The sequence below is a fragment of the Actinosynnema sp. NPDC049800 genome, from assembly GCF_040656635.1.
Taxonomy (GTDB): Bacteria; Actinomycetota; Actinomycetes; order Mycobacteriales; family Pseudonocardiaceae; genus Actinosynnema.
On record NZ_JBFAMT010000013.1, the window covers coordinates 129,697 to 154,652 of the forward strand.

The 24,956-nt window shown below is 70.0% G+C and carries 25 protein-coding genes; 17 read left to right on the top strand and 8 right to left on the bottom strand.

All coding sequences use genetic code 11. From position 1 onward, the window contains the following. Positions 1–174: 174 nt before the first annotated feature. The 10 genes from AB0I91_RS18340 to AB0I91_RS18385 all read left to right on the top strand — a co-directional run bounded on the left by AB0I91_RS18340 (position 175) and on the right by AB0I91_RS18385 (position 10,378). Positions 175–663 carry a CarD family transcriptional regulator gene (locus AB0I91_RS18340; RefSeq protein ID WP_012782996.1) on the top strand — a complete coding sequence of 163 codons (489 nt, stop codon included), beginning with the start codon at positions 175–177 and terminating at the stop codon, positions 661–663. A 32-nt stretch (positions 664–695) separates the two neighbouring features. Further along, positions 696–1,394, top strand: a complete 699-nt coding sequence (gene ispD / locus AB0I91_RS18345) for a 2-C-methyl-D-erythritol 4-phosphate cytidylyltransferase (RefSeq protein WP_498777834.1) — start codon at positions 696–698, stop codon at positions 1,392–1,394. Next, on the top strand, positions 1,391–1,864 hold the full coding sequence (ispF, locus tag AB0I91_RS18350; RefSeq protein WP_498777836.1) for a 2-C-methyl-D-erythritol 2,4-cyclodiphosphate synthase: 474 nt from the start codon (positions 1,391–1,393) through the stop codon (positions 1,862–1,864). The genes ispD and ispF overlap by 4 nt, the downstream gene beginning before the upstream one ends. A gap of 5 nt (positions 1,865–1,869) precedes the next feature. Further along, positions 1,870–2,265 (top strand): PPOX class F420-dependent oxidoreductase, encoded by a 396-nt coding sequence (locus tag AB0I91_RS18355; protein WP_499637643.1) that lies wholly within the window; start codon positions 1,870–1,872, stop codon positions 2,263–2,265. Positions 2,266–2,339: 74 nt separating this feature from the next. Then, positions 2,340–2,951: an HAD family hydrolase gene (locus tag AB0I91_RS18360; protein WP_498777840.1), complete on the top strand. Its 612-nt coding sequence runs from the start codon at positions 2,340–2,342 to the stop codon at positions 2,949–2,951. Between the two features lie 45 nt (positions 2,952–2,996). Beyond that, positions 2,997–4,388, top strand: coding sequence for a cysteine--tRNA ligase (cysS, locus tag AB0I91_RS18365; protein WP_499637646.1), 1,392 nt, complete (start codon positions 2,997–2,999; stop codon positions 4,386–4,388). A 4-nt stretch (positions 4,389–4,392) separates the two neighbouring features. Then, entirely contained in the window at positions 4,393–5,361 is a 969-nt protein-coding gene (rlmB, locus tag AB0I91_RS18370; protein WP_499615174.1) for a 23S rRNA (guanosine(2251)-2'-O)-methyltransferase RlmB, read from the top strand. 279 nt (positions 5,362–5,640) lie between these two features. Further along, positions 5,641–7,062 carry an MBOAT family O-acyltransferase gene (locus tag AB0I91_RS18375; protein ID WP_499615172.1) on the top strand — a complete coding sequence of 474 codons (1,422 nt, stop codon included), beginning with the start codon at positions 5,641–5,643 and terminating at the stop codon, positions 7,060–7,062. Between the two features lie 383 nt (positions 7,063–7,445). Next, on the top strand, positions 7,446–8,669 hold the full coding sequence (locus AB0I91_RS18380) for an MFS transporter (RefSeq protein ID WP_498777849.1): 1,224 nt from the start codon (positions 7,446–7,448) through the stop codon (positions 8,667–8,669). Between the two features lie 302 nt (positions 8,670–8,971). Then, positions 8,972–10,378 (top strand): GGDEF domain-containing protein, encoded by a 1,407-nt coding sequence (locus tag AB0I91_RS18385; protein ID WP_498777851.1) that lies wholly within the window; start codon positions 8,972–8,974, stop codon positions 10,376–10,378. A gap of 230 nt (positions 10,379–10,608) precedes the next feature. Here the strand turns inward: AB0I91_RS18385 and AB0I91_RS18390 are convergent, their stop codons facing one another. The 4 genes from AB0I91_RS18390 to AB0I91_RS18405 all read right to left on the bottom strand — a co-directional run bounded on the left by AB0I91_RS18390 (position 10,609) and on the right by AB0I91_RS18405 (position 14,461). Beyond that, positions 10,609–11,439, bottom strand: coding sequence for a metal ABC transporter permease (locus tag AB0I91_RS18390; protein WP_498777853.1), 831 nt, complete (start codon positions 11,437–11,439; stop codon positions 10,609–10,611). 7 nt (positions 11,440–11,446) lie between these two features. Further along, positions 11,447–12,259: a metal ABC transporter ATP-binding protein gene (locus AB0I91_RS18395; RefSeq protein WP_498777855.1), complete on the bottom strand. Its 813-nt coding sequence runs from the start codon at positions 12,257–12,259 to the stop codon at positions 11,447–11,449. Then, complete coding sequence (locus AB0I91_RS18400) at positions 12,256–13,200, bottom strand: metal ABC transporter solute-binding protein, Zn/Mn family (protein ID WP_499637650.1); 945 nt, start codon at positions 13,198–13,200, stop codon at positions 12,256–12,258. The genes AB0I91_RS18395 and AB0I91_RS18400 overlap by 4 nt, the downstream gene beginning before the upstream one ends. A 160-nt stretch (positions 13,201–13,360) precedes the next feature. Next, positions 13,361–14,461: an ABC transporter ATP-binding protein gene (locus tag AB0I91_RS18405; protein WP_230569934.1), complete on the bottom strand. Its 1,101-nt coding sequence runs from the start codon at positions 14,459–14,461 to the stop codon at positions 13,361–13,363. A 115-nt stretch (positions 14,462–14,576) separates the two neighbouring features. On the opposite strand from AB0I91_RS18405, the gene AB0I91_RS18410 reads away from it, so the two are divergent. Genes AB0I91_RS18410 through AB0I91_RS18420 form a run of 3 tightly spaced genes read left to right on the top strand, consistent with a single transcriptional unit; the run spans position 14,577 to position 15,871 of the window. Beyond that, a complete protein-coding gene (locus AB0I91_RS18410) occupies positions 14,577–15,143 on the top strand; it encodes a histidine phosphatase family protein (protein ID WP_499637652.1) in 567 nt (188 codons plus the stop codon). Between the two features lie 52 nt (positions 15,144–15,195). Then, positions 15,196–15,474: a type II toxin-antitoxin system Phd/YefM family antitoxin gene (locus AB0I91_RS18415; RefSeq protein ID WP_230569936.1), complete on the top strand. Its 279-nt coding sequence runs from the start codon at positions 15,196–15,198 to the stop codon at positions 15,472–15,474. Next, positions 15,467–15,871 carry a type II toxin-antitoxin system VapC family toxin gene (locus AB0I91_RS18420; RefSeq protein WP_499637655.1) on the top strand — a complete coding sequence of 135 codons (405 nt, stop codon included), beginning with the start codon at positions 15,467–15,469 and terminating at the stop codon, positions 15,869–15,871. The genes AB0I91_RS18415 and AB0I91_RS18420 overlap by 8 nt, the downstream gene beginning before the upstream one ends. A gap of 40 nt (positions 15,872–15,911) precedes the next feature. Here AB0I91_RS18420 and AB0I91_RS18425 read toward each other — a convergent pair whose 3' ends face one another. The 3 genes from AB0I91_RS18425 to AB0I91_RS18435 form a co-directional block, all read right to left on the bottom strand. Continuing rightward, complete coding sequence (locus AB0I91_RS18425) at positions 15,912–16,805, bottom strand: sugar ABC transporter permease (protein WP_499615158.1); 894 nt, start codon at positions 16,803–16,805, stop codon at positions 15,912–15,914. After that, complete coding sequence (locus AB0I91_RS18430) at positions 16,805–17,725, bottom strand: carbohydrate ABC transporter permease (RefSeq protein ID WP_498777868.1); 921 nt, start codon at positions 17,723–17,725, stop codon at positions 16,805–16,807. Before AB0I91_RS18430 ends, AB0I91_RS18425 begins: the two co-directional genes overlap by 1 nt. Before the next feature lie 65 nt (positions 17,726–17,790). Beyond that, the gene (locus AB0I91_RS18435) at positions 17,791–19,047 is read right to left on the bottom strand and encodes an extracellular solute-binding protein (RefSeq protein ID WP_499637658.1); all 1,257 of its coding nucleotides are present in this window, start codon (positions 19,045–19,047) and stop codon (positions 17,791–17,793) included. A 226-nt stretch (positions 19,048–19,273) separates the two neighbouring features. Here AB0I91_RS18435 and AB0I91_RS18440 point away from each other — a divergent pair, with 226 nt between their 5' ends. The 4 genes from AB0I91_RS18440 (at position 19,274) to AB0I91_RS18455 (ending at position 24,134) form a co-directional block, all read left to right on the top strand. Continuing rightward, the gene (locus AB0I91_RS18440; RefSeq protein ID WP_230569940.1) at positions 19,274–20,323 is read left to right on the top strand and encodes a LacI family DNA-binding transcriptional regulator; all 1,050 of its coding nucleotides are present in this window, start codon (positions 19,274–19,276) and stop codon (positions 20,321–20,323) included. A gap of 107 nt (positions 20,324–20,430) precedes the next feature. Beyond that, positions 20,431–21,534, top strand: a complete 1,104-nt coding sequence (locus AB0I91_RS18445) for a LacI family DNA-binding transcriptional regulator (protein WP_498786914.1) — start codon at positions 20,431–20,433, stop codon at positions 21,532–21,534. Between the two features lie 363 nt (positions 21,535–21,897). Beyond that, positions 21,898–23,715, top strand: coding sequence for a hypothetical protein (locus AB0I91_RS18450; RefSeq protein WP_499637661.1), 1,818 nt, complete (start codon positions 21,898–21,900; stop codon positions 23,713–23,715). Next, positions 23,712–24,134, top strand: coding sequence for a hypothetical protein (locus AB0I91_RS18455; protein WP_498779359.1), 423 nt, complete (start codon positions 23,712–23,714; stop codon positions 24,132–24,134). The genes AB0I91_RS18450 and AB0I91_RS18455 overlap by 4 nt, the downstream gene beginning before the upstream one ends. A gap of 33 nt (positions 24,135–24,167) precedes the next feature. Here AB0I91_RS18455 and AB0I91_RS18460 read toward each other — a convergent pair whose 3' ends face one another. Continuing rightward, complete coding sequence (locus AB0I91_RS18460; protein WP_499637664.1) at positions 24,168–24,821, bottom strand: hypothetical protein; 654 nt, start codon at positions 24,819–24,821, stop codon at positions 24,168–24,170. Positions 24,822–24,956: the final 135 nt, after the last annotated feature.

The window sequence follows — 24,956 nt, forward strand, 5'->3', positions numbered from 1 at the left end:
GCGGCCCCCGCCCGCACGTCCACAGTGGAGCAAGATCGACCACGGGCGTTGCATGCGACCGGGTGATTTGTCAACCCCCCACGCGGCCCTGACCAGCGCTAACTGATCTCAACAGGCCGATGAGGGGATTGCTCGGCGTGTTAGGATGGGGTTAGCGAAAGGGGCAGAGGACACATGGTTTTCAAGGTCGGAGAGACCGTCGTCTACCCGCACCACGGTGCCGCTCTCATCGAAGCAATCGAGACCCGTGTGATCAAGGGCGAGGAGAAGAAGTACCTCGTCCTCAAGGTTGCCCAGGGCGACCTCACGGTTCGCGTCCCCGCCGACAACGCCGAGATCGTGGGCGTTCGTGACGTCGTCGGCCAGGAGGGTCTTGACAAGGTCTTCGAGGTCTTGCGTGCTCCCCACACGGAGGAGCCGACCAACTGGTCCCGGCGGTACAAGGCCAACCTCGAGAAGCTCGCGTCCGGTGACGTGAACAAGGTGGCCGAAGTGGTGCGCGACCTCTGGCGGCGCGAGAAGGATCGCGGACTGTCCGCTGGTGAGAAGCGGATGCTGGCGAAGGCTCGACAGATACTGGTTAGCGAACTGGCGCTGGCCGAGGGCACCGACGAGGACAAGGCTGAGGTCCTCCTCGACGAGGTCCTGGCTACCGCGTCCTGATCGTTCCACCCACCATCTCGGAAACCGCGAACATGGGTGTGGTCGCGCTCGTGCCCGCGGCGGGCCGGGGTGAGCGGCTGGGCTATGGCATGCCCAAGGCGCTCGTGCCGGTCGACGGCGTTCCGCTGCTCGTGCGTGCGGTGCGCGGCCTGTTCGACTCCGGTCGCGTGCGGCACGTCGTGATCGCCGCACCGCCGTCCGATGTGGACGTTGTGAGTACCGTCACCGCCCCGTTGGCCCCAGCCGACGGGGCGGTGCACGTCGTGGCCGGTGGCGCCGAGAGGTCGGACTCGGTGCGCCTGGCCCTAACTTACGCCCTGCGTGAGATCCCCGACACTTCTATCGTGCTCGTTCACGACGCGGCCCGCGCCTTCACGCCGCCCGCCGTCGTCAGCGCCGTGGTGGACGCCGTCGCCGCAGGTCACCCGGCCGTCATCCCCGTGCTGCCGGTCGTGGACACGGTCAAGCAGGTCGACGCCGACGGCGTGGTGCTCGCCACACCGGACCGCGCCGCGCTGCGCGTCGTGCAGACCCCGCAGGGCTTCGACGCGGCCGTGCTGCTGCGCGCGCACGAGGCAGGCTCGGACGCCACGGACGACGCGGGCCTGGTCGAACGGCTCGGCGTGCCGGTCGTCACCGTGCCCGGCCACCCCGACGCCATGAAGATCACCACCAAGTTCGACCTGGCCGTGGCCGAGGCGCTGCTGGTCGGCACCCGAGGAGCACCGTGATCCCCAGAGTGGGCATCGGCACGGACGTCCACCAAGTGGAACGCGGCCGCGAGTGCTGGCTGGCCGGCCTGCGCTGGGACGACGCGGACGGCTGCGCCGGCCACTCGGACGGCGACGTGGCCGCGCACGCGCTGTGCGACGCGCTGCTGTCCGCCGCCGGCCTCGGCGACCTCGGCGCGGTGTTCGGCACGAGCGACCCGCGCTGGTCCGGGCGGCACGGCGTGGAGTTCCTGGCCGAGGCACGTCGCCTGGTCGAGGAGGCGGGCTTCCGCGTCGGCAACGCCGCCGTGCAGGTCATCGGCAACGCGCCCAAGATCGGCAAGCGCCGTGACGAGGCACAGAAGGTGCTGTCGGAAGCGGTCGGCGGCCCGGTGTCGGTCAGCGGCACGACCACCGACGGCCTCGGCCTGACCGGGCGCGGCGAGGGCATCGCCGCCGTGGCCACCGCGCTGCTCGTCCCACTAGCCTGACCCGCGTGCCGATCACCCTCAGCGCGGCGACGCGTGCCCTGGTCGACGAGCGGAACTACGCCGTCCTCGCCACGATCAACCCGGACGGCAGCCCGCAGACATCGGTGGTGTGGGTCACCCGGGACGGCGACGACCTGCTGTTCTCGACGTTGCGCGACCGGGTGAAGGAGCGCAACCTCCGCCGTGACGCGCGGGCCAGCGTGAGCGTGTGGAGCCACGCCGACCCGGAGGTTTACGCGGAGGTGCGCGGCACCGTGACGATCGTCGTGGATGCCGGCCGCACCCTGGCCAACGACTTGTCGCACAAGTACGTGGGCCAGGACTACCCCGCCGACGCGCCCGGCAAGGTCCGCGTGGTGCTCCGCCTGACCCCGACGAAGGTCACCGGCAACGCCGCCTGAGCCGGCAGTGAGGCTGGTCTCGCTTCGTCGCGCTCCCGAGACCTCCGATGTCCCGACCACGTAGCGTGTTTTCCGTGACGATCCGCGCCGTGCTCTTCGACTTCTCCGGCACCCTGTTCCGCTTGGAGCACGACTCGCTGGCCGCCCACGCCGAGCTGATGCGGGCGCTCACCGCGCCCGTCGGCCTGGCGGAGGGGCTGGACATCGACCCCGCGCAGTGGGAACGGCGTGACCTCGACCCCGACTCGCACCGCGAGATGCACCTCGCCGTGCTGGCGAAGGCGGGTGCGAAGGACCCGGCCCAGTTCTACGCCGACCTGTGCAGCCCGCCGTTCTGGCAGCCGTACCCGGACACCGCGCAGGCGCTGGGCACCGAGCTGCCGACCGCGGTCGTCAGCAACATCGCGTGGGACATCGCCGCGGTCTTCGCCCGGCACGGCGTCGAGAACCGGGTGGACGAGTTCGTGCTCTCCTACCAGGAGGGCTTCGTCAAACCGGACCCCAAGCTGTTCCGCATCGCCTGCGACCGCCTGGGCGTGCACCCCACCGAGGCGCTCATGATCGGCGACAGCCCCGAGGCCGACGGCGGCGCGGCGGCGATCGGGTGCCAGGTCGAGATCGTCGACCCGCTCCCGACCGGCAGCCGTCCGGACGCCCTGCTGCAGGTCCTCCGCAAGCACCTTTGACCGGGCGATCCAACCCCGACTGGTCACCGCCCGTACCATCTTCACGTGAGCCTCCACCTCTTCGACACCGCGACCCGGTCCATGCGGGAGTTCGTCCCGCAGGTCAGCGGAACGGCGTCGATCTACGTGTGCGGGGCCACGGTGCAGGGCGTTCCGCACATCGGGCACGTGCGCAGCGGCCTCAACTTCGACGTGCTGCGGCGCTGGCTGGCCCGTGACGGCTCGACCGTGCGGCTGGTGCGCAACGTCACCGACATCGACGACAAGATCCTCGCCAAGGCCGCCGAGCACGACGCCGAGTGGTGGGAGTGGGCCTACCAGCACGAACGGGCCTTCGACGACGCCTACGACGCGCTGGGCTGCCTGCCCGCGTCCTACTCCCCTCGCGCGACGGGCCACGTCACGCAGATGGTCGAGCTGATGGAGCGGCTGATCGAGAAGGGCCACGCGTACGCCTCCGACGGCGACGTGTACTTCTCCGTGACGTCGTTCCCCGAGTACGGGGCGCTGTCGGGGCAGAAGCTCGACGAGGTGCACCAGGGCGAGTCCGCCGCGACGGGCAAGCGCGACGCGCGCGACTTCACGCTGTGGAAGGCGGCGAAGCCGGGCGAGCCGTCGTGGCCGACGCCGTGGGGCCCGGGCCGGCCGGGCTGGCACCTGGAGTGCTCGGCGATGGCGACCGCGTACCTCGGCGGGACGTTCGACATCCACGGCGGCGGCATCGACCTGATCTTCCCGCACCACGAGAACGAGCAGGCGCAGTCGCGCGCGGCCGGCGACGGCTTCTCCCGGTACTGGATGCACAACGCCTGGGTGACGCTCAGCGGCGAGAAGATGTCGAAGTCGCTGGGCAACACGGTGTCGATCCCGGCGATGCTGGAGCGCGTCCGCGCCCCCGAACTCCGCTACTACCTGGTCGGCCCGCACTACCGGTCGACGATCGAGTACTCGCCCGAGGCGTTGGACGAGTCGGTGTCGGCCTACCGCCGCGTCGAGTCGTTCCTGCGGCGCGTGGTCGAGCGCACGGGCGCCGTGGGCGCGGACGGCGAGCTGTCGCCCGCGTTCGTGGCGTCGATGGACGACGACATGGGCACGCCGGGCGCGTTGGCCGCCATCCACAAGCGGGTGCGCGAGGGCAACACGGCCCTGGAGTCGGGTGACGACCTGGGCGCGCGTGCCGCCGCCGAGTCGGTGCGGGCGATGACCGGCGTGCTCGGGTTGGACCCGTTGTCGCCGCTGTGGCACGACGCCGCGGCCGGCGGCACGGGCGGGCGCGCGTTGGGCGTGCTGGTGGAACGGCTGCTCGAAGAGCGGTCGCAGGCCCGCAAGGACAGGGACTTCGCGCGCGCGGACGCGCTGCGCGATCACCTGCTGCTGGCCGGTATCGCCGTCGAGGACACCCCCGACGGTCCGTTGTGGACGTTGAAGGACGACTGAGCTCGTGGCTGGTAACTCCAAGCGCCGGGGCGCCATGCGCAACCCCGGCTCCAAGAAGGGCGCGGTCGTCGGTTCCGGCGGGCAGAAGTCGAAGGGCCTGCAGGGCAAGGGCCCCACGCCGAAGGCGACCGAACGACCGAACCACCCCGCCTACAAGCGGGCGACCGCGGCGGCGAAGGCCGAGCAGGTGCGCTCGCAGCGGCGCAAGGCCGCCGAGAACGGCCCCGAGACCGTGGCCGGTCGCAACCCGGTGGTCGAGTGCCTGCGCGCCGACATCCCGGCGACGGCGCTGTACGTGGCGCTGGGCATCGACGCGGACGACCGGGTCGCCGAGGCCGTGCAGCTGGCGGCCACGCGCGGCATCTCCGTGCTGGAGGTGCAGCGCGGAGAGCTGGACCGGATCACCGGCGGCGCGATGCACCAGGGCCTCGGCCTCCAGGTGCCGCCCTACGAGTACGCCGAGCCCCGTGAGCTGCTCAAGATCGCGAACGAGTCCGGCGTGCCGCCGTTGCTGGTGGCGCTGGACGGCGTGACCGACCCCCGCAACCTGGGCGCGGTCGTGCGCTCGGCAGCGGCCTTCGGCGCCCACGGCGTCGTCCTGCCGCAACGCCGTTCGGCGGGCATCACCGCCGTCGCGTGGCGGACCAGCGCGGGCACCGCGGCCAAGATGCCGATCGCCGTGGCGACGAACCTGACCCGCCAGCTCAAGGAGTGGGCGGACGCCGGGCTGATGATCATCGGCCTCGACGCGGACGGCGACGTCGACGTGGACGGCCTCGACCTGGCCACCGGCCCACTGGTCGTCGTCGTCGGCTCCGAGGGCCGCGGCCTCTCCCGCCTCGTCAAGGAGACGTGCGACCAAACGGTCTCCATCCCCATGTCGGCCGGCGTGGAATCGCTGAACGCCTCCGTCGCCGCCGGCGTCGTCCTGGCCGAAGTCGCCCGCCGCCGCCGCCTCGACACCCGCGCCTAGCACCCACACCCCCTCACCTGCACCCACGCCCTTCCCAACAGAAGGGCTTCGTGTCATCCCGCCCTTGTGGAGGTCGGCGGGATGACACGAAACCCGACCCACGACGAGCCCGGCGCATACCCACCCACCCGGACGTCATCCTGCTGATCTGCCCGTCCGGCGAGGACTCTCTTCTCTTTTGCTCTTCTTGAACCTCGACCCACGGGCGCGGTGTGAGGTGCACCGTTTGTTGGGTGATCCGGACCGCCGGGGCGTGACCGGCGGATAGGGTCTGCGGCGATGTCCTTCGCCAGCCCGCTGTTCCTGTGGTTCTTCCTCCCGGTCGTGCTCGCGACCGTCCTCGTCACGCCCAGGAACTGGCGCAACGGCGTGGTCGCCGTGGCGAGCCTGCTGTTCTACGTCTCCGGCGCGGGCGGCACGACGCTGCTGCTGCTCGCCTGCATGGTGGTCAACTACCTGGCCGGGCGGCGGCTGGAGCCGGGCGCGCCGGGCGATCGCCGCCTGGTCCTGGTCGGCTCGATCGCGCTCAACCTCGGCGTGCTGCTGATCTGGAAGTACGCCGGGTTCGCCACCGGGCAGCTGCACGACATCGCCGCCGTCGTGGGCGCCGACCTGCCGGTGGTCGAGCTCGCGCTCCCGATCGGCATCTCCTTCTACACGTTCCACCACATCTCGTACGTGGTCGACGTGTACCGCGGCGAACGGCCGGCCCTGCGCGAGCCGGTCGCCTTCGTCACCTACATCGCGATGTTCCCGCAACTGGTCGCCGGTCCGATCGTGCGGTTCCGCGAGATCGCCGACCAGCTGCCGCAGCCCCGCCTGCACCGCTGGGACGACGTCGCCGCCGGCTTCCCCCGGTTCGCCCTCGGCCTGTGCAAGAAGGTGATCATCGCCGACTCGCTCGCGCCGATGGTCGACGCCTGCTTCGCCACCCCGGCCGACGAGATGACCACGTCCATCGCCTGGCTCGGCGCGATCGGCTACACGCTCCAGCTGTACTTCGACTTCTCCGGCTACTCCGACATGGCCATCGGCCTCGGCCGGATGCTGGGCTTCCGGCTGCCGGAGAACTTCGCCCGCCCGTACTCGTCGGTCACGATCACCGACTTCTGGCGCCGCTGGCACATGTCGCTGTCGCGCTGGTTCCGCGACTACGTCTACATCCCGCTCGGCGGCAACCGCGGCGGCGTGGTGCAGACCTACCGGAACCTGTCGATCGTTTTCGTGCTGACCGGTTTCTGGCACGGCGCCAACTGGACGTTCCTGGTGTGGGGTTTGTTCCACGGCGCGCTGCTCGTGCTGGAGCGCCGATTCGGCTGGGATTCGGCGCCGGCCGCCACCCGCACCCGAATTGCCCGACGGGTCCTGACCATGCTGCTGGTGGTAATCGGCTGGGTGTTCTTCCGATCCGCCGATCTCGGTACGGCGTTCACAATCATCGGCCACATGTTGTTGCCGGATTTCGGCGGGTTGACCGACGCCGTCGCGGCCGCGGCGACCAATCAGCGCATTGTGCTGCTGGTGCTCGCGCTGGCGATTGTCGCAATGCCCGATCACCCGGTGAGCGGGCCTTACCTGGAGTCTTCCCGGGACAAGATCGCCACCGCGGCCAGGGTCTCGCTGATGACGGTCGGCGTCGGCTACGCGGCGATCCTCGTCGCCAGCGGCACGTTCAGCCCGTTCCTCTACTACCAGTTCTGAAGATCGCCCCACCACCGGTTGCGAAGATCGACAAGCGGGCGATGTTCAACAATTGACTCACCAACCGGCCCGGCGCCGTCGGCGACCGCAGGAACGCGCTGGCCCGGTCGGACCAGCCCTCCGTGCCCAATGGAGGTCGCGGTCGACGTAGGGTAGGCGAGGATTGCTCACGCCGTGTCACCTACCGTCAACTGTCAAGAATAAGTGGGCGATTTTTCGCCGTTGTAACTACTTTATGTAACCGACCTGCTCCGTTCGGGTACACAGTGTGGTAGGACAGAGATTGCACATCCGGCAGCTTCTACCGTGCTAACCGAGGGAATTGTTACTTCGGGTGGGGGTAACGTGACTCACTCATCGGGGCCGACCAACCTGGGGGAGTTGTGACTTCCGGGGGGACCATCCGCGCGCTCGTGGGCAACCGCGAGTTCCGCGGCATGTGGATCGGCTCGACGGTGTCCACCGTGGGCGATCAACTCGCGGCGGTCGCGCTCTCCCTGTTGGTGTTCGAGCGCACCCAGTCCGCCGCGTGGACCGCCCTCACGTGGTCGTTGACGCTGTTCCCGCCGCTGGTCTCCGGACCGCTGCTCGGCTGGGTCGCGGACCGGTTCCCCCGCCGCACGGTGATGGTGTGGTGCGCGTGGCTGCAAGCCGCCCTGGTCGGCCTGATGGCCATTCCCGGCGCGCCGCTGTGGCTGATGATCGTGCTGCTGGTCCTCGTGCTGATGATCTCTTCGCCGTTCCTGGCGGCGCAGGAGGCGAGCCTGCCCCACGTGCTGCCGGACAAGCGCTACGACGACGGCGTGGCGCTGTTCGGCACGTCGGTGGACGTCGCCCAGATGGTCGGCCTGGCCGCCGCGGGCTTCCTCGTCACGAACGCCGGCGCGGGCGTCGCGCTCGCGATCGACGCGGCCTCGTTCGTGTGGGTGGCGATCCTGGTGCAGCTGTCGGTCAAGCACCGGCCGGCCGCCGACCCGCGCGGCGCGAAACGGGATCCCGAAGGCCCGAAGGGAGCGTTCACGCTCCTGGTCACGGAACCGCGGCTGCGCAGCCTGATGGGCATGCGCCTGCTCGCCGGCCTCGCCATGGTCCCGGAGGGACTCGCCGTGCCCCTGGCGGCGAGTCTGGACGCGGTGTGGGCCGTGGGCCTGATCCTGGCCATCGAGCCCGCCGCCAACGTCCTCGGCGTGGCCGTGCTGTTCCGGTTGGTGCGCGATCCGGCGAAGCGCGAGCGGCTGATCGGCCCGCTCGCCATACTGTCCTTGGCCCCTCTGGTCATGTTCGCGTTGCACCCGAACCTGACCTGGACCATCGCACTACTGGTGATCGCCGGTATGGCCGGCGCGTACCACACGCCCGCTCGCTCGGCGTGGATGCGCATCCTGCCCGACGCCTACCGCGGTCGCGCGTACGGCATCGGCCGTGCCGCTCTGCGCTCGTCGCAGGGCGGCGGGATGGCGTTGGCCGGTGTCGTGGCGCACTCGATCGGCTCGGTGACCGCGACGATCGCGGGTGCAGGCGGCATCGGGCTGTTGCTCGCCACGCAGGCGACCGTAGCCTGGCGACGGGCCCGCACCCGGAACGATCCGAAAGCGGTGGCGATCTGAAACGGACTCATCACATATCGCGATTGTCAAACATGAAGGACCCCTCGGCTGCGGCCCGCTAGCCCGCGGGCACGTACGGTGAACATTCGGTCCGGGATGGAGGGAGCGGCTCACATGTCGCGGTTGCGCATGGCGAACACCTCCTCAGTGCGCATCTCGGGCACGGACGTGCCGCTGCGAACGGCGTTCGCCACGCGGCGCCGGGCAGAGGGTAGGGGGTCGTGGTGAAGAACAGTTTGACTGACCAGAAGCCCTCTGGGGCAGTCGGCCGGCCCTCGATTCGCAACTGGGATCTGTGGAGCTTGCGACCGGCCGCGCTGGCGTACTTCTTCTTCATCGAATCGGCGGTAGCGGCTGCCGCCATTTGGCTGCTCACCGGCCTCGACTCGGTCTCGAACGCCGACTGGCTCAGATTCTGCGCGGTGATGTTCGCCATCACCGTGCACCTGATGATCGTTCGGCGGGCCGAAGAGTCGCGGCGCAACGAGTCGGCCGGTCCGCACATCGACCTGACGTCGGTCTGGACGTTCGCCGCCGCCATCGCGCTGCCCGGCGCGCTGGCCGTGCTGGCCACGGTCTGGATGCGGATCCTGATCCAGCCGATCGCGCGGCGCCAGCCGTACCGGTTCGTGTTCAGCTCCGCGAGCATCCTCGGCGGCACCATGCTGGCCTGGGCCGTGGTGCACCTGTCCGGGACGTCGCTGCTGGCCACCGGCAGCATCCCGACCGACCTGGGCCTCGTGCTCGTGCTCATCGTGGCCGGGGTGGTCAACTGGGGCGCGCAGGGCATGAACATCGCCGTCGCGTTGAAGATCGTCACCCCGCACACCCGCATCCAGGAGTTCCTGGGCTCGCGCGCGGACAACATGCTGGAGCTGAGCACGCTCGGCGCGGGCGCGATGCTCGGCATGCTGATGACCACCCACTGGGTGGGTCCGCTGCTGCTGGTCTTCCCGGTGATCCTGGTGAACTCGCTGCTCTACCACGCCGCGCAGCGGCGGGCGCACCTCGAGCGGCTGCTGCGCGAGCAGGAGCAGCTGCAGGCGCGGCTGGCCGAGGACGCGCACACCGACTACCGGACCGGGCTGCTCAACACCAACGGCCTCGCCGAGTACGGGAGCAGGCTCACCGACCGGTGCCGCCACGACAACCAGCCGGTGACCGTGCTGGCCATCGACCTGGACCACTTCAAGCGGATCAACGACACCTGGGGCCACCCGGCGGGCAACGCGGTGCTGGCCGAGGTGGGCCGGATCCTGCGGGAGAAGCTGCGGCCGGGCGACGTGGCCGGGCGCGACGGCGGCGAGGAGTTCGTCGTCGTGCTCGCCGACACGGGCCTGGCCCAGGGCACGGCCATCGCCGAACGGGTGCGCGAGGCGATCGGCGAGATGTCCGTGATGACCACCGACAAGCACCGCAACACCGTCACCCTGCGCGGCCGGAACCTGCCGTTGACGGCGGACGGGCCGGACGTGCGGGCCATCTCGGCGTCCATCGGCGTGGCCGTGCTGCCGGACAACGGCGACTGCCTCCAGGACGCCCAGCACTTCGCCGACGCGGCGCTCTACGCGGCCAAGGAGAACGGGCGCAACCAGGTGCGGGTCGCCGGTGGCGAGATCCGGCTGCTGCCCGCGCCGCGGGGCGACCAGCCCGTGGCGGAGGACGCCGGGGACCAGGCGGGGGCCGCCGAGGTCACCCGGACCGCGTAAGTCCCCCACCTCTCGGGCCCGACCGTTCGGCACGCGGGCGTGGCGGGCGTGACGGCGCAGGGCCTGCCCGAGGGCACAGCCGTGCCCGCCACCGCGACCGCGGTGGTCGGCCGACGTGGTCGTCGTGCTTCGCATGGCACCCGTCGTCTCCGCGCGGCCCGCGCCCCGCGATCGGGCCTCCGGTGCCCCCTCCACCCGGGCTTACCCACTCGCGGCGCGTTCCAAACGTGCTACTGGACCCTTTCCCGCTTGCCGCTCATCAGCCGGCAGACCAGGTAGATCAGGAACGAGACCGCGGTGACGAACGCGCTCACCGGCATGCCGGGCGCGAGCGACAGGATCATCCCGCCCAGCACGGACACCTCGGCGAACACCACGGCCAGCACGGTGGCCCGCAGCGGGCTCGCGGTGACCCTGGTCGCCGCCGCCGCGGGCGTGATCATCAGCGACAGCACGAGCAGCGCGCCCACCAGCTGCACGCTCAACGCCGTCGCCACGCCCACCAGCACCGCGAACACCACCGACAGGGCCCGCACGGGCACGCCGCGCGCCACGGCCACGGCGGCGTCCACGCTGGCGAAGTGCAGCGGCCGGTAGATGACCGCCAGCACCGCCAGCACGGCCACCGACGCGCCGATGAGCAGCCACAGGTCGGTCGAGCCGACGCTGACCACCTGACCGGTCAGCAGGCCGAACTTGTTCGCCGCACGCCCGTTGTAGAGGGCCAGGAACAGCACGCCCAGGCCGAGGCCGAACGCCAGGATCGCGCCGATCACCGAGTCGCGGTCCGAGTCGCGCGTGCTGAGCAGCCCCAGCAGCAGCGCGGCGACGACCGACCCGGCCAGCGCGCCGTACCCGACGCCGATGCCGAGCAGCAGGGCCGCCGCGCCGCCGGTGAACGCGAGCTCGCTCGTGCCGTGCACGGCGAACGCCATCTTGCGGGTCACCACGAGCGGGCCGAGCAGCCCCGCCACCAGCCCGAGCACGGCGCCCGCGACGAGCATCGGCTGGACGTACCGCAGCAGGTCCAGCGTCTGCGCGACGTCGAAGAAGTTCTCCATCAGCCCTTCACCCCGCCACGTGGTGCGGCTCGTCCTCGCACACGTGCTGCGCGCCGACCACGTGGATCTGGTCGCGCACGCGGACCACCTCGACGTTCGTGCGGTACAGCTCGGTCAGCGTCCGCGAGGTCATCACCTCGGCGGGCGCGCCGATCCGGAACCGGCCCTCGACCAGGTACAGCACCCGGTCGACCAGCGGCAGGATCGGGTTGATCTCGTGGGTCACGAACAGCACGGCCGTGCCCGCGGACCGGCGCCGGGCGTCGATCAGGTCGCTGACCACGCGCTGGTGCGCGAGGTCGAGCGAGAGCAGCGGCTCGTCGCACAGCAGCACCTCGGGGTCGCCGACCAGGGCCTGCGCCACCCGCAGCCGCTGCTGCTCGCCACCGGAGAGCAGGCCGACGGGCTCGTCGGCGTACCTCGTCGCGCCGACGGACTCCAGCGCCGCGTCCACCCTGGCCCGGCGTTCGCGGCGGGTGCGCCAGCCGATGCCCCAGCCGTGCCCGTCCAGGCCGAACCCGACCAGGTCGCGGCCGCGCAGCGCGAGGCTCGAGTCGATCGCCCGCTGCTGCGGGATGTAACCGATGCGCCGGTTGCCGCCCGCGACGTGGACCGTGCCCGCGGACAGCGGTTGCAGGCCGAGCAGCACCCGGATGAGGCTGGTCTTGCCCGAGCCGTTGGGCCCGAGCACGGCCACGAACTCGCCGGGGGCGACGTCCAGGTCCAACCCGTCCCACAGCACGCGGTCGCCGTAGGACAGCCGCGCGCCGCGCAGCGCGACCGCCGCGCGCGTGGACCTGTCCGCCACCTGAGCCGTCATGCCGCGAGCGCTCCCACCAGCGAGTCGACCTGCTTCGTCATCCAATCAAGGTAACCCGTGACGCCTTCCGGCAGCGTCTCGGTCACCTCGGCGATCGGCACGCCCGCGGTCTTGGCCTGGTCGACGACCTGCCGGGTGCCCGCGTTCTCCGTCTGCGCGTTGTTGACCAGCGCGGCGACCTGCTTCTGCTCGATCAGCCGGGTGACGTCGGCGAGCGCGGCGGCGGGGATGTCGGTCTCGTTCTCCACGGCCTCGCTGAAGGACTCCGGCGTGACGTCCTCGACGCCCGCGGTGTCGAGCAGGTAGTGCGCCACCGGCTCGGTCGCCACCACCTTCTTGCCCGCGCCCTTGCCCTCGACGCGCTGCTCCAGCTCGGTCAGCTTGGCGGTGAAGTCCTTCGCGTTGGCCTCGAAGGTCGACTTCTTGTCCGGCGCGATCGCGCCGAGGTCGGCCGCGGCCTGGTCGGCGACCTTGCGGACGGTCTCGAAGTCGTACCAGACGTGCTCGTTGACGGCGTGGTCGTGGTGCTCCTCGCCCTCCGGCTCGCCCGAGGGCTCCGGCTCCTCGTGCCCGGAGGCCTTGCCGGACACCGGGAACGCCTCGATCTTCTTCGCGCCCTCGATCTCGGGGCCGAGCAGGGTGGCGAAGAAGTCGTCGTAGCCGCCGCCGTTGAAGATGACGAGCTTGGCGTCGCGGACCGCGGCCAGGTCGGACGGCTTGCTCTCGTAGGAGTGCGGGTCGCCGGACGGGTCGTCGATGATGGCGCTGACCTGCACGGCGTCGCCGCCGACGGCCTTGACCACGCTGCCCCACACGTTGGTGGAGGCGACGACCTTGATCGTGCCGTCGTTCGCGGCGGGGGTGTCCTGGGCACCGCAAGCGGTGAGGGCGACGGCGGTCGCGGCGGCCACCGCGCCGAGCAACACGTTGCGGACAGTCATCAGAGCACTCCTCGACAGGCGGACACATAGGCAATGGAAACCGTTGTCGAGTTCAGTTTAGAACGCTCCGCTACCGACACGCCCACCGACCGGGTGTTTTACGCACCACAGGGGCCACCTCACCGCGGCACGGGAGGTGGCCCCTGGGGCTCGAAGATCGTCAGTCGGTCAGGCGGTGGCCGGACTCCGGGTGGAACAGGTGGACCTCACCGGCGTCACGCACCGCGACCTTGACGGTCTGGCCCAGGGTGGGCGGCGTGCGGCCGTCGACGCGGACCACGAACCGCTCGGGCACGTCGCCGATGCGGACCGAGCCGTGCATGAGCGCGTCCGCGCCCAGCTCCTCGACCAGCTCGACGGTCATGTCCATGCCCTGCTCCGAGGAGCTGACCAGGGCCAGCGACTCGGGCCGGATGCCGAACGTGACCTCGGACAGGCCCTCGCCCGCCGCCTTGTCCAGCGCGCGGCGCTCCAGCGGCACCACGATGCCGTCGAGCTTCGCGCCCTCCGACGTCAGCGGCACGGTCTTGAGGTTCATCGCGGGCGAGCCCATGAAGCCGGCGACGAACGCGTTGGCCGGCTTGTCGTACAGCGCGCGCGGGGTGTCGCACTGCTGGAGCAGGCCGTCCTTGAGCACGGCGACCCGGTGGCCCATGGTCATGGCCTCGACCTGGTCGTGCGTGACGTAGATCGTGGTGGTGTCCAGGCGGGCCTGGAGGGCGGCGATGTTCGCGCGGGTCTCCACGCGGAGCTTCGCGTCCAGGTTGGACAGCGGCTCGTCCATGAGGAACACGGAGGGCTCGCGGACGATCGCGCGGCCCATCGCGACGCGCTGCCGCTGGCCGCCGGAGAGCGCCTTCGGCTTGCGGTCCAGGTACTTCTCGAGGTCCAGCATCTTGGCCGCCTCGGCGACCTTCTCCCGGATCTCGGTCTTGTTGACGCCGCGCAGCTTGAGCGCGAAGCCCATGTTCTCCGCGACCGTCATGTGCGGGTACAGCGCGTAGGACTGGAACACCATCGCGATGTCACGGCCCTTGGGCGGGACGTTGGTGACGTCCTTGCCGCCGATGTGGATGGCGCCCTCGTCCACGTCCTCCAGACCCGCGAGCATCCGCAGCGCGGTCGACTTGCCGGAGCCGGACGGACCGACCAGGACCAGGAACTCGCCGTCGGTGACGTCCAACGACAACTCGTCGACCGCGCGGACCGGCGGGTTGCCGGAGAAGATCCGCGAAGCCTTGACGTAGGCGACCTCAGCCATGCCACGCACCTTTCACTACCCGAGCTTTGCCGCAACGCTAGGGATTGCAAGCGCTTACGGGAACGGGTGAATTGGTCTAGTTCCGCATCGGTTCAGCGCCTGGTACTGGTGGAACATGGCCGCTTCCCTGGTGCTCGTCCGTCACGCGACCTCCGTCGCACCCACCCCAGGCGGACCGGACGAGCTGGCCCGGCCGTTGCGCGAGTCGGGGCTGGTCCAGGCGCGTGAGCTGGTGGAAGAGCTGCTGGCGCTGCGTCCGACGGCAGTCCTGTCGAGCCCTTACCCGCGGGCCGTTCAGACCGTGCAGCCGACCGCCGACGCCCTGGGCATGACCGTCGAGACCAGGTGGGACCTGCGGGAGTGGGACTCGGGCATCCCACCGACGCCCGACTACGCGCGACACTACGCGCACAGCTGGGAGCACCCGGACTTCGCTCGACCGGGTGGCGAGAGCCTGACCGCGCTCGGCGACCGGGTGCGGCGGGCGTTGACCGCGGTGGTCGAGGAGCACGACGGTGGCGTGGTGCTCATCGGGACGCACGGCACGTTCGCCGCACGTACCCTGCTGGCAGCCGGTCACGCCGTCGACTGGGCCTTCCTGAAGACCATGCCGATGCCCGCCGTCTACCGGGTCCGGTGGGCCGGCGATCACCCGATCGAGGCGTCCGGACCAGGCCTTTGACCAGCGGTATTGCCGCTGGCGCGGGGTGCGCCGGCTCCCTAACCTCTCCGCCATGAAGGTCATCGATCAACGGGAGTTCGACCAGAACCCCGCTCAAATCATGGAAGCAGTCGAGGCTGGCGAGACCTATCACGTCACCCGCGACGGCACCGAGGTCGCCGAACTGCGCCCCCCGACGTACCGGCAGCCCTTGAACACCGACGAGGTCATCGCCGTGGTCAAGGACCTGCCGCCGGTCGACTACGCGGAGATGCGCGCGGAGGCGGACGAGTTCTGGGGCAACGAGGACCGCCTCGGCGACGACGACCCGTGGGAGCGTCGGCGTGGCTGAACGTCGACCGGCCGGTGTCCTCGACACCAAGGTTTACATCGACCTGGCGAAGGTCGACCGGATGGAACTCCCGGAGCGCTTCGAACTGACCACCATCACCTTGGCGGAACTGCAGCAGGGCGTCGCGCTGGCGAAGGAGGCGACAGCCCGCGACGATCGCGGCAAGCGGTTGCGTGCCGCGATCGCGGGTTACTACCCGCTGCCCTTCGACCGACGGGCGTCCGCTCGGTTCGGCAGCCTGGTCGGCCTGACGATCGCAGCCGGCCGCGACCCCCGGTCGCGCAAGTTCGACCTGATGATCGCCGCCATCGCCTCGTCCAACGACCTGCCGCTCTACACCCGCAACCCGAAGGACTTCGTCGGCCTGGAGGAGTTGGTCGAGGTCATCGAGGTGTGATGGGAGGGCCTCCGCGACGAGGCGGAGGCCCCCGTCGGCATCAGCCCTTCACCGCGCCCGACGACAGGCCCGTCACCAGGAACTTCTGCACCAGGTAGAACACCACGATCGCGGGGATCGCGACCAGGATCGAGGCGGCCGCCAGGTGGCCCCACTCGGTCCGGTTCTGCTGGACGAACACCTGCAGCCCCACGGCCAGCGTCTTCGACTCGTCCGCCGCCGACAGGAACGCCGACGCGAACGCCACCTCGCCCCACGCCGTCAGGAACGCGTAGAACGCCGTCACGGCCAGCCCCGGCCGGGCCAGGGGCAGCACCAGCCGCCAGAACACGCCGAACGGCGACAGGCCGTCCACCCGCCCCGCCTCGTCGATGTCGGTCGGGATGGTGTCGAAGTAGCCCTTCAGCATGTACGTGCAGAACGGCACGGCGGTCGTGCAGTAGACGAGCACCAGGCCGAGCGACGTCCCCTGCAGCCCGAGCGCCAGCAGGATGTTGTACAGCGGCACGATCAGCACCGCGAACGGGAACATCTGCACGACCAGGAACGACAGCATCAGCGACCGCTTGCCCGGGAACCGGAACCGCGACGCCGCGTAGCCCGTCGTCGCCGACAGGAACACCGCCAGCACCGTGGTCATCAGCGCGATCAGCACCGAGTTGCCGAACCACGCGAGGAAGTCGCCCTTCTCCCCCGCCAGGATGCGCCCGTAGTTGTCCAGGCTGGAGTCGTTGACCAGCTTCGGCGTGGTCTCCACGGCCTTGGCGTCCGGCTTGAACGACGTCACCAGCACCCAGAACACCGGGAACACCGCGATGAGCGACGCCACCACCAGCGCGGCGTGCAGCCCGACGCTGGCCAGGGGCGACCGCTGCGAGCGCTTGGGCGCCCGGGCCCGCGGGACCGCCTTCAACGAAGCGGCTTCGACCGTCATCACCACACCTCGCCTTGCTTGCGCAGCGCACGCCGGTACACGCCCGCGAACACGAGCAGCACGGACAGGATCAGCACGCCGTAGGTCGACGCCACCGCGAAGTCGCGGGACGCGCCGGAGAAGAACCGCTCGAACGCGTAGGTCACCAGGATCCGGGTGTTCGGGTTCGGCCCGGTGATCAGGTAGATGATCGCGAACATGTTGAACGTCCAGATGATGCCCAGCAGCACCACCGTGCTGGACACCGACCGCAGGCCGGGCAGCGTCACGTTGCGGAACCGCTGCCACGCCGTCGCCCCGTCCACCTCGGCTGCCTCGTAGAGGTCGCCGGGGATCGACTGGAGCCCGCCCAGCAGCGCCACCATCATGAACGGCACGCCGAGCCACACGTTGACGATGATCACCGCGACCAGCGCCCAGTCGGACTGGCCGAGCCACACCGGCGGGTCGTCCAGGCCGAGGAAGCGCAGGAACTGGTTGATGATCCCGTACTGCGCGTTGAACATGTACTTCCACGCGAACGCGCTGATGAACGCGGGCACGGCCCACGGCAGGATCAGCAGCACCCGGTACGCCGCCCGGCCGCGCACCTCCCGGTTGAGCAGCAGCGCGAGGCCGAGGCCGATCGTGTAGTGGAAGAACACGCAGCCGAACGTCCACACCAGCGTGCGCACCAGCGTCGACCAGAACGCGCCGTAGCTGGCGTCGCCGGACAGGACGTTCAGGTAGTTGTCGAGGCCAACGGAGACGTAGGTCGCCGGCCGGTCGAGGATCGGGTTGGCGATGTTGCCCTCGTTGATGTCGGTGAAGGTGAAGAACACGCCCTGGGCGAGCGGGAACAGCACCAACACCGCGATGACCACCACGACCGGCAGCACCATCGCGTACGCGTACCAGTGCCGGTCCAGGAACCTGCGCACCGAAGTCTCCCTTCGCTGCCCCGCGGCGCCCGGCCCGCGTTCGGGCCGGGCGCCGCGAGGGATGGTCAGCCGACGGTGTACTCGGGCAGGACGGTGTCCTTGTACTTCTTGGCCACCTCGTCCAGCGCCGTCTTGGCGTCCTTCTTGCCCGCCAGCACGTCGGCGTAGGCGATCTTCAGCGGGTCGAACAGCTCGCCGCCCTCGGGGATCCACGCCCGCGGGTGGGCGGCGGTGACGACCGGCTCGAACGAGGACACGACCGCGTTGGCCTTCACGTCGGCGTTCTCGTAGGCCGACTTGCGGGTGGGCAGCAGGCCCAGTTCCTTGGCGATGCGCGCCTGCGACTCGGTGCTGCTCATGCAGGCGATGAACTTGACCGAGGAGTCCTTGGCCTTGGTGCCCTGGCGGATCACGTAGTCGTGGCCGCCGACCGGCGCGGAGCCCTTGCCGGCGGTGGCGCCGGGGACGGGCGCGATGCCCAGGTTGGCGGGGTCGGCGAACGCGGCGCCCTTGAGGTAGTCGGCGACCGACCACGGGCCGTTGACCACCATGGCGACCTCGCCCGAGGTGAACGCGGCCTGCATGTTGTTGTAGGAGTTGGTCGGGTCGAGCGCGGTGGACGCGGCCTTGGCGTCCAGCAGGCCCTTCGCGGTCTCCAGCGCCTTCACGTTGTCCGCGGAGTTGACCACGATCTTCTTCGCGTCGGCGTCGACCAGGTCGCCGCCCTCGCCGTAGATGAACGGCAGCGCGTAGTAGGCGTCGTTGTTGACGAAGATGGTCTTCTCGCCGCCCAGCTTGGCCGCGGCGGCCTTGACCTCGTCCCACGTCTTCGGCGGCTCGACACCGGCGTCGGCCAGCAGCTTCTTGTTGTAGAACAGCGCCAGCGAGTCGGTGACCTGGGGGACGCCGTAGGTCTTGCCGTCGTACTTGGTGGAGCCCAGCGGCGTGTCCAGGAAGTCGGACGTGTCCTTGACCAGGTCCGTGCCGGCCAGGTCGGCGACGTAGCCGAGCTTGGCCAGCTGCGACACCCACGCGACCTCGGCGCGGAAGACGTCCGGGCCCTGGCCGCCCTGCGCGGCGGTCTTGTAGTTGTTCAGGGCCGCGTCGAAGGGCACGGTCTCGGTCTTGACCTTGTAGCCGCCCTTGGTCGCGCACTCCTGCGCGATCGCGGCGAACGCCGGGCCCTCGTTCGGGCCGCTGGTGTCCCAGAAGGTGATCTCGCCGGAGTCGCCGGACGCCGATCCGCCGTCGCCACCACCGCACGCGGTGAGGACGAGGGCGGAAACGGCCGCCACTGCGGTCACGAGGGTGGTACGTCGCATCGTTGCTGTCGTCCCTCCTGCGGGCCTCCACCGTGATGAAGGCTCTTGCAAGAACTTGCGAAATTGTTGACGCGGATTTCATCCCGCCGACCAGGGCCGGGTCAAGGGTCTTGACGTAACCAAGCCGTAACGGCCCGGTCCGGCCGACGGAAACCAAGGTGGGCGTTGCAAAAATTTGCCGCTGACGGCAGGCTGCACGTCACCCACAAGTCTGCGAGGAGGCACGGTGTCCGGTCTGTCCGAGATCGCCAGGGCAGCCGGGGTGAGCATCTCCACGGTCAGCCGGGTGCTCAACCGCCGGGCGGGCGTGAACGACGAGACGCGCCAGCGGGTGCTCGCGGTGCTTGCGGAAATGCCTTACACCCCGCGCGGGCTGGGCGCGCTGCAGCGCACCGGCGTGATCGGCCTGCTCGTGCCCGAGCTGTCGAACCCCGTGTTCCCGGCGTTCGCCGAGGCGCTGGAGGTGCGGGCCGCGCGGCTGGGGTACTCGTCGCTGCTGTGCAACACGCGGGCCACCGGCGCGGGTGCGATGGGCGAGGAGGAGTACGTGCGGATGCTCCTCGCGCGCGGCGTCGAGGGCATGGTGTTCGTGTCGCCGGAGATCACCAACGTCGAGGTGCCGCTCGGCCAGGCGCCGCGGCCGTCGTACTACGCGAAGCTGCTGGCCGACGGCGTGCACATGGTGTTCCTCAACGGGGCGACGCCGTCGCTGGACGTGCCGGACGTGACCGTGGACGAGCAGCACGCGGGGTACGCGGCGACCCGGCACCTGGTCGAGCTGGGCCACCGGCGGATCGGGTTCGTGTCGGGGCCGGCGCGGGCGCTGCCGTCGCGGCTCAAGCGGGCCGGGTGGGCGGCGGCGCTGGAGGAGGACGGGCTGCCCGCGACGTCCGACTTCGTGGCGCACGCGCCGTTCGGGCCGGAGGGCGGGGCGGAGGCGGTGGCGACGCTGCTGGACACCGTGCGGCCGACGGCGGTGATCTGCTCGTCCGACCACATGGCGATCGGCGTGCTGCGGGAGGCGCACCGGCGCGGGCTGACCGTGCCGCGGGACCTGTCCGTGGTGGGGTTCGACGACATCCCGCTGGCGTCGTACTGCTCGCCGTCGTTGACCACGCTGGCGCAGCCGATCGAGGAGATGGCGGCGGCGGCCGTCGACGAGCTGGTGCACCGGCTCGACCCCGATCGGCGACGACGTCCGGCGGGCAATTACACGCGTGTTTTCCGACCGCGGTTGGTCGTGCGCGAGTCGTCCGCTGAGCCCCTATTGGTTTAGACCACTGTACCCTGAGGTAACCCACCCCCAGCTGCACTGATGACGATTTAGAGGGACGCCGGTCACCCCCACTTCTGCAAATGGTTCTGAACCGTTACGGTCACTTCATGGCGCGGTCGATGCATGTGCGACGCCCCGCGACGCTCGCCTCACTGGCGGCGGAGCTGGGTGTTTCCCGGACAACGGTGTCCAACGCGTACAACCGTCCCGACCAGCTCTCGCCAGAGCTGCGACGCCGGGTGTTGGAGACAGCGAGACGACTCGGGTACCCGGGGCCCGACCCCGTGGCCCGTTCACTGCGGACGAGGAAGGCCGGTGCGGTGGGCCTGCTGCTCACCGAGAACCTGTCCTACGCGTTCCGCGACCCGGCGGCGATCGGGTTCCTGGAGGGATTGGCGCTCGCGTGCGAGGACGCCGGCACCGGGCTGCTGCTCGTGCCGGCGAACCCCGAGCGCGAGGACGTGGCGGCCGTGCACCGGGCCGGGGTGGACGGTTTCGTGGTGTACTCCGTGCCCGACGACGACCCGCACCTGGCGGCGGTGCTCGAGCGGCCCGTGCCGACGGTCGTGTGCGACCAGCCCGATCTCGGCAACGTCGACCGCGTCGGGATCGACGACCAGGCGGCCATGCACGCGCTGGCGCAGCACCTGATCTCGTTGGGGCATCGGCGGGTCGGCGTGGTGTGCATGCGGCTGGCCCGTGACCGCAACGACGACTTCGTCGTGCCGGAGCGGCAGCAGGCGGCGCACTTCCACGTGCAGCGGGCCCGGTTGGCCGGATTGGCGCAGGCGTTCGCGTCGGTCGGCGTGGACTGGGCGACCGTGCCGGTGGCGGAGCGGTTCGACCACACCATGGCGTCGGGCGCCTCGGCGGCGGCGCAGGTGCTGGAGCGCGACCCGCAGATCACCGCGTTGATCTGCACGTCGGACATACTGGCCCTGGGCGCGATGGCGGAGGTCCAGCGGCGCGGCCTGCGCGTGCCGGTCGACATCACCGTCACCGGTTTCGACGGCATCCGCGAGGCGGAGCAGGCCGGGCTGACCACGGTGCGCCAGCCGGTCCTGGAAAAGGGCCGCGCGGCGGGCAAGCTGCTGCTCGACTCGGCCGAGCGCACGCGCCCCCGAGCCGTCACCCTGTCCACCGAACTGATCCACGGCACCACCGCCGCCCCACCGCGCGGGACGGCGGAGGAACGCTGGTTCGGCCCGTGACCGCACGTCCGGCCTGACACCGCCCTCGAACACCACGCAGGGGTCCCCGCACGGGGACCCCTGCTTCCGTTTGCGACGAGGAACGTCCGTCGGGGACCGGACGTGGGACGTGAGCGCCACTCACCGAATCGGCATGATTCCGAATGGCGACGGAATAGCATTAGTCACCTATCCGAGAAATGCGGAATGGGCCGTTCCGGTCACCACCGTGCATACGAGTAACACCGCGGGTATGTCACCGATAGTACCGGCGAGGTTCCACCGAGCGGAGCTAGGTCGTCGGAGCGAGCGCAAGGACAATGGTGTCGGGCCGGGAGGCAGCATGAGTCGCGATCATCGTGACACGGACGGCGGGGGCGGGCGATGAGCGCCGCGATCGACACGGATGCCGCCGAAGACGTCCTCGACCCGGGCGAGAAGAAGCGCTTGCACGAACGCGGTGCCCTCCGCTTCGCGTTCGTCGTCACCATGGTCCTGTCCTTTTCCTCGGTTGTCGTGACGGCCAGCGGGTCATGGCAGTACGCGGAGTCGCATTGGCACGCATACCTCGGTTTCTCGTTATTCATGCTCATCTCCTCGACCGCGTGCCACGTCTACATCTTCCAATTCCTGCCCACTCGCAAGCGGTTCAAGTCCGACATCCAGGTCGTGGACGCCGACTACGAGCGGTTCCGGGATGAGAAGAGCGAGTTCAGCAGCTCCCTCTCCGAAGCGCAGCTGCCGATGTTCGTCGACTCGCTGATCAACCCGAAAGCGACCCGGAGCCGCATCATCGAGGAGATCCGGCCGATCCGGCGGGTCCTCCACCAGTCCGTCTCCACGACGGTGAAGTCCACCGCCGTCAAGGACGACGACAAGGACGACGAGGATGAGGGCAATAGGGGCAAGGGCAACGAGGACGTCGACGTCATCTACCCACTGATGACCCCTCCGAAGGGATCGCTGCAGGACCACCTCGTGCTGCGGATCAACGGGGACGACACGGCGGCCACGTTGACCTATCACGAGTACCTCGTCCTCATGGCCAGCATGCTCCGGGCACTGCTCGCGGCGCCCAAGCTCAAGGTGAGCCCGGCCGACCGCGACCGGCTGGACGCCATCACCTCCACGGCGTTCGGCCACATCGCCCGGCGTGGCCGGATCGAATCCGCCCAGGCGAAGGATCTCGCGCAGTGCGTTTCCGACATCGAGCGGATCGCGACGAGACTGAAGGACGACCAGCCCGGACAGGCCGACGACGAAGTGGAGCTGCTCAGGCTGACCGTCGGCCTGATCACGAAGATGGCCGGCAACTACGCCATTGTCGTAGTGCTGCCGCACGACGTGTTCCAAGGCGGCCGGGCCATCGTGACCTACCAGCGGTACATCATCCCGCACCTCGTCCGCGCCCCGGTCAGGCAGCTCGCCCGATACCTCCGCGACCGCGCCCGGATGCTGCTGGGCACCCGACCCATCAGCCTCGAGATCCAGCTGAACAACGCCGCGCTGGCCCGCTCCTACCACCTCAACGTGTTCGCCCCGGACGGCATGCACCTCGGCGAACAGGAGTTGATCAACGGCAACGGCCGGTTCAGCTCTCGCAACGAGGCGCGCAAGCCCTCCGATCCCTACAAGCGCTTCCGCAAGCGCCTCGGCCAGGGGTACCTGCACCTGTACCTCCGGTCCATCCCGGCCGACCTCGCCGACAACCTGCGGGTGCGGATGCGCTTCCACGAGACCCCGCCCGGATCCATGGCCCCGACGATGATGGCGGCACTCGCGAGCTTCGCGTTGATCTACATCGCGGGCGTGGTGATCTCGGCGGCCAACAAGACGTTCGACAGCGACTTCCCGGCGCTCGTCCTCGCGTTCCCCGCGCTGGCCGCGGCCTTCGTGGGCTTCGACAAAGGCGCGGGCCAACTGCTCGGCGGCACCTTGGCCTCACGCGCATCGTCGCTGACCACGATCATCATCTCGCTGCTGGCGAGCGGTCTGTACATGGCGCAGACGGCGGACGAGATGACCAGGAAGTCGACGTTCGAACTGATGCTGATCGACAGCACCTGGTGGCAACTGCTCGCATCCTTGGCATTGCTGAACTTCACAGTTTCTTCATTCGTCTGGGTGACACGGACGTACAGCTACTACTGGCTCGCCTCGCGGGACACGGGCGAAAACACCGGATGGGACGGTCACCGATGAGTTTGACCAGCGACCAGCGCATTGACCCGGACCCGGACTTACCCCATACTCCGTCCATGCCGGGCGACGGGTTACGCGACAGGTCGGGATACGACCTCGGCACGGGCCTGCTCGGCAAACTCCTGCGTCTCCTCGAAAGGCTTTCCGCGCGAGCCGCGCACTCCGATTCGGAATCGAAGTGGTCGGTGTACACAGGTGAAGGACGGGCCACCGCCGCGGGCAACGAGTGGATTCAGAACATCGACGTGGAAAGATTGCTCCGCCGGCCGGTCGCCCGAGCGGCGTTCGCCGCGACCGTAGTGATCAACAACAAACGTGAAGCCACCGGCGAGGCAGGCGAGGCCGCACTGCTGGAGGAGTACCGACGGCAGTTGCGCCGCATCCAGGACGAAGAGCGGGCCAACCGCCCGTCCACCTGACCGTCGTCACCGGATTCAGCCGCGGCCCCGACCTCACGTCACGCGGAAGATCACCGGGTTGCTCGCCTTGCCCGCCACCACCGCGGTGAGCAGGTAGTCGCCCGCGCCCAGCCTGGAGTGCTTGCGGCACCCCGGCTCCGACGTGCCGCCCGTCCACCGCAGGCCGTAGCTGAACCGCTCCCCCGGCTGCATCACGCGCACCTCGGACCCCCGGGTGGCGAAGCAGTCGTTGCTCGACCACAGCCGCGTCGCGCCGTCCACGCTCGTCACGACCAGCTCGCGCACCTGCCGCCCGATCTCCTTCGCGCACGGCAGCGGGCCGGTGTTGGAGATGGCGATCGTGAACCCCACGGGCTGCCCGGCGGGAGCGGAGGGCTGGTCCACCTCGGCCACCACGGCCACCTGCGCGTCGTCGCACGGCGGTGGCGGACCCGGCGGCAGGGTGGGAGGAGGGGACGCGGGCGGCGGAGGGGGTGTCGTCGAGGACGACGAGGCGACCACGGGCGTCGCGGGCGGCTCCGGCGGGCGGGACGACGGCTGGGCGGCCACCGGCGCCGGGTCACCGCGCCCGACCAGCACGCCGACCAGCCAGACCACGAGCACCAGCGCGACCACCGACCCGGCGACCGCCAGCGCGCGGCGCCGCCAGTACACCGACCGCGGGTGCGGGCCTGTGTGCTCGGTCACGCCGTCGAAGGTAGCCGGGTCACCTGGAATTGCCCGGGAGGCATCGGTCCTCCGATGAGGTGAACGTGAGGTTCGCCCCGATCCACTTGCCCGCCATGCGGGAGCCGGGTTCCAATCCGAGGGAACACGGGAGGT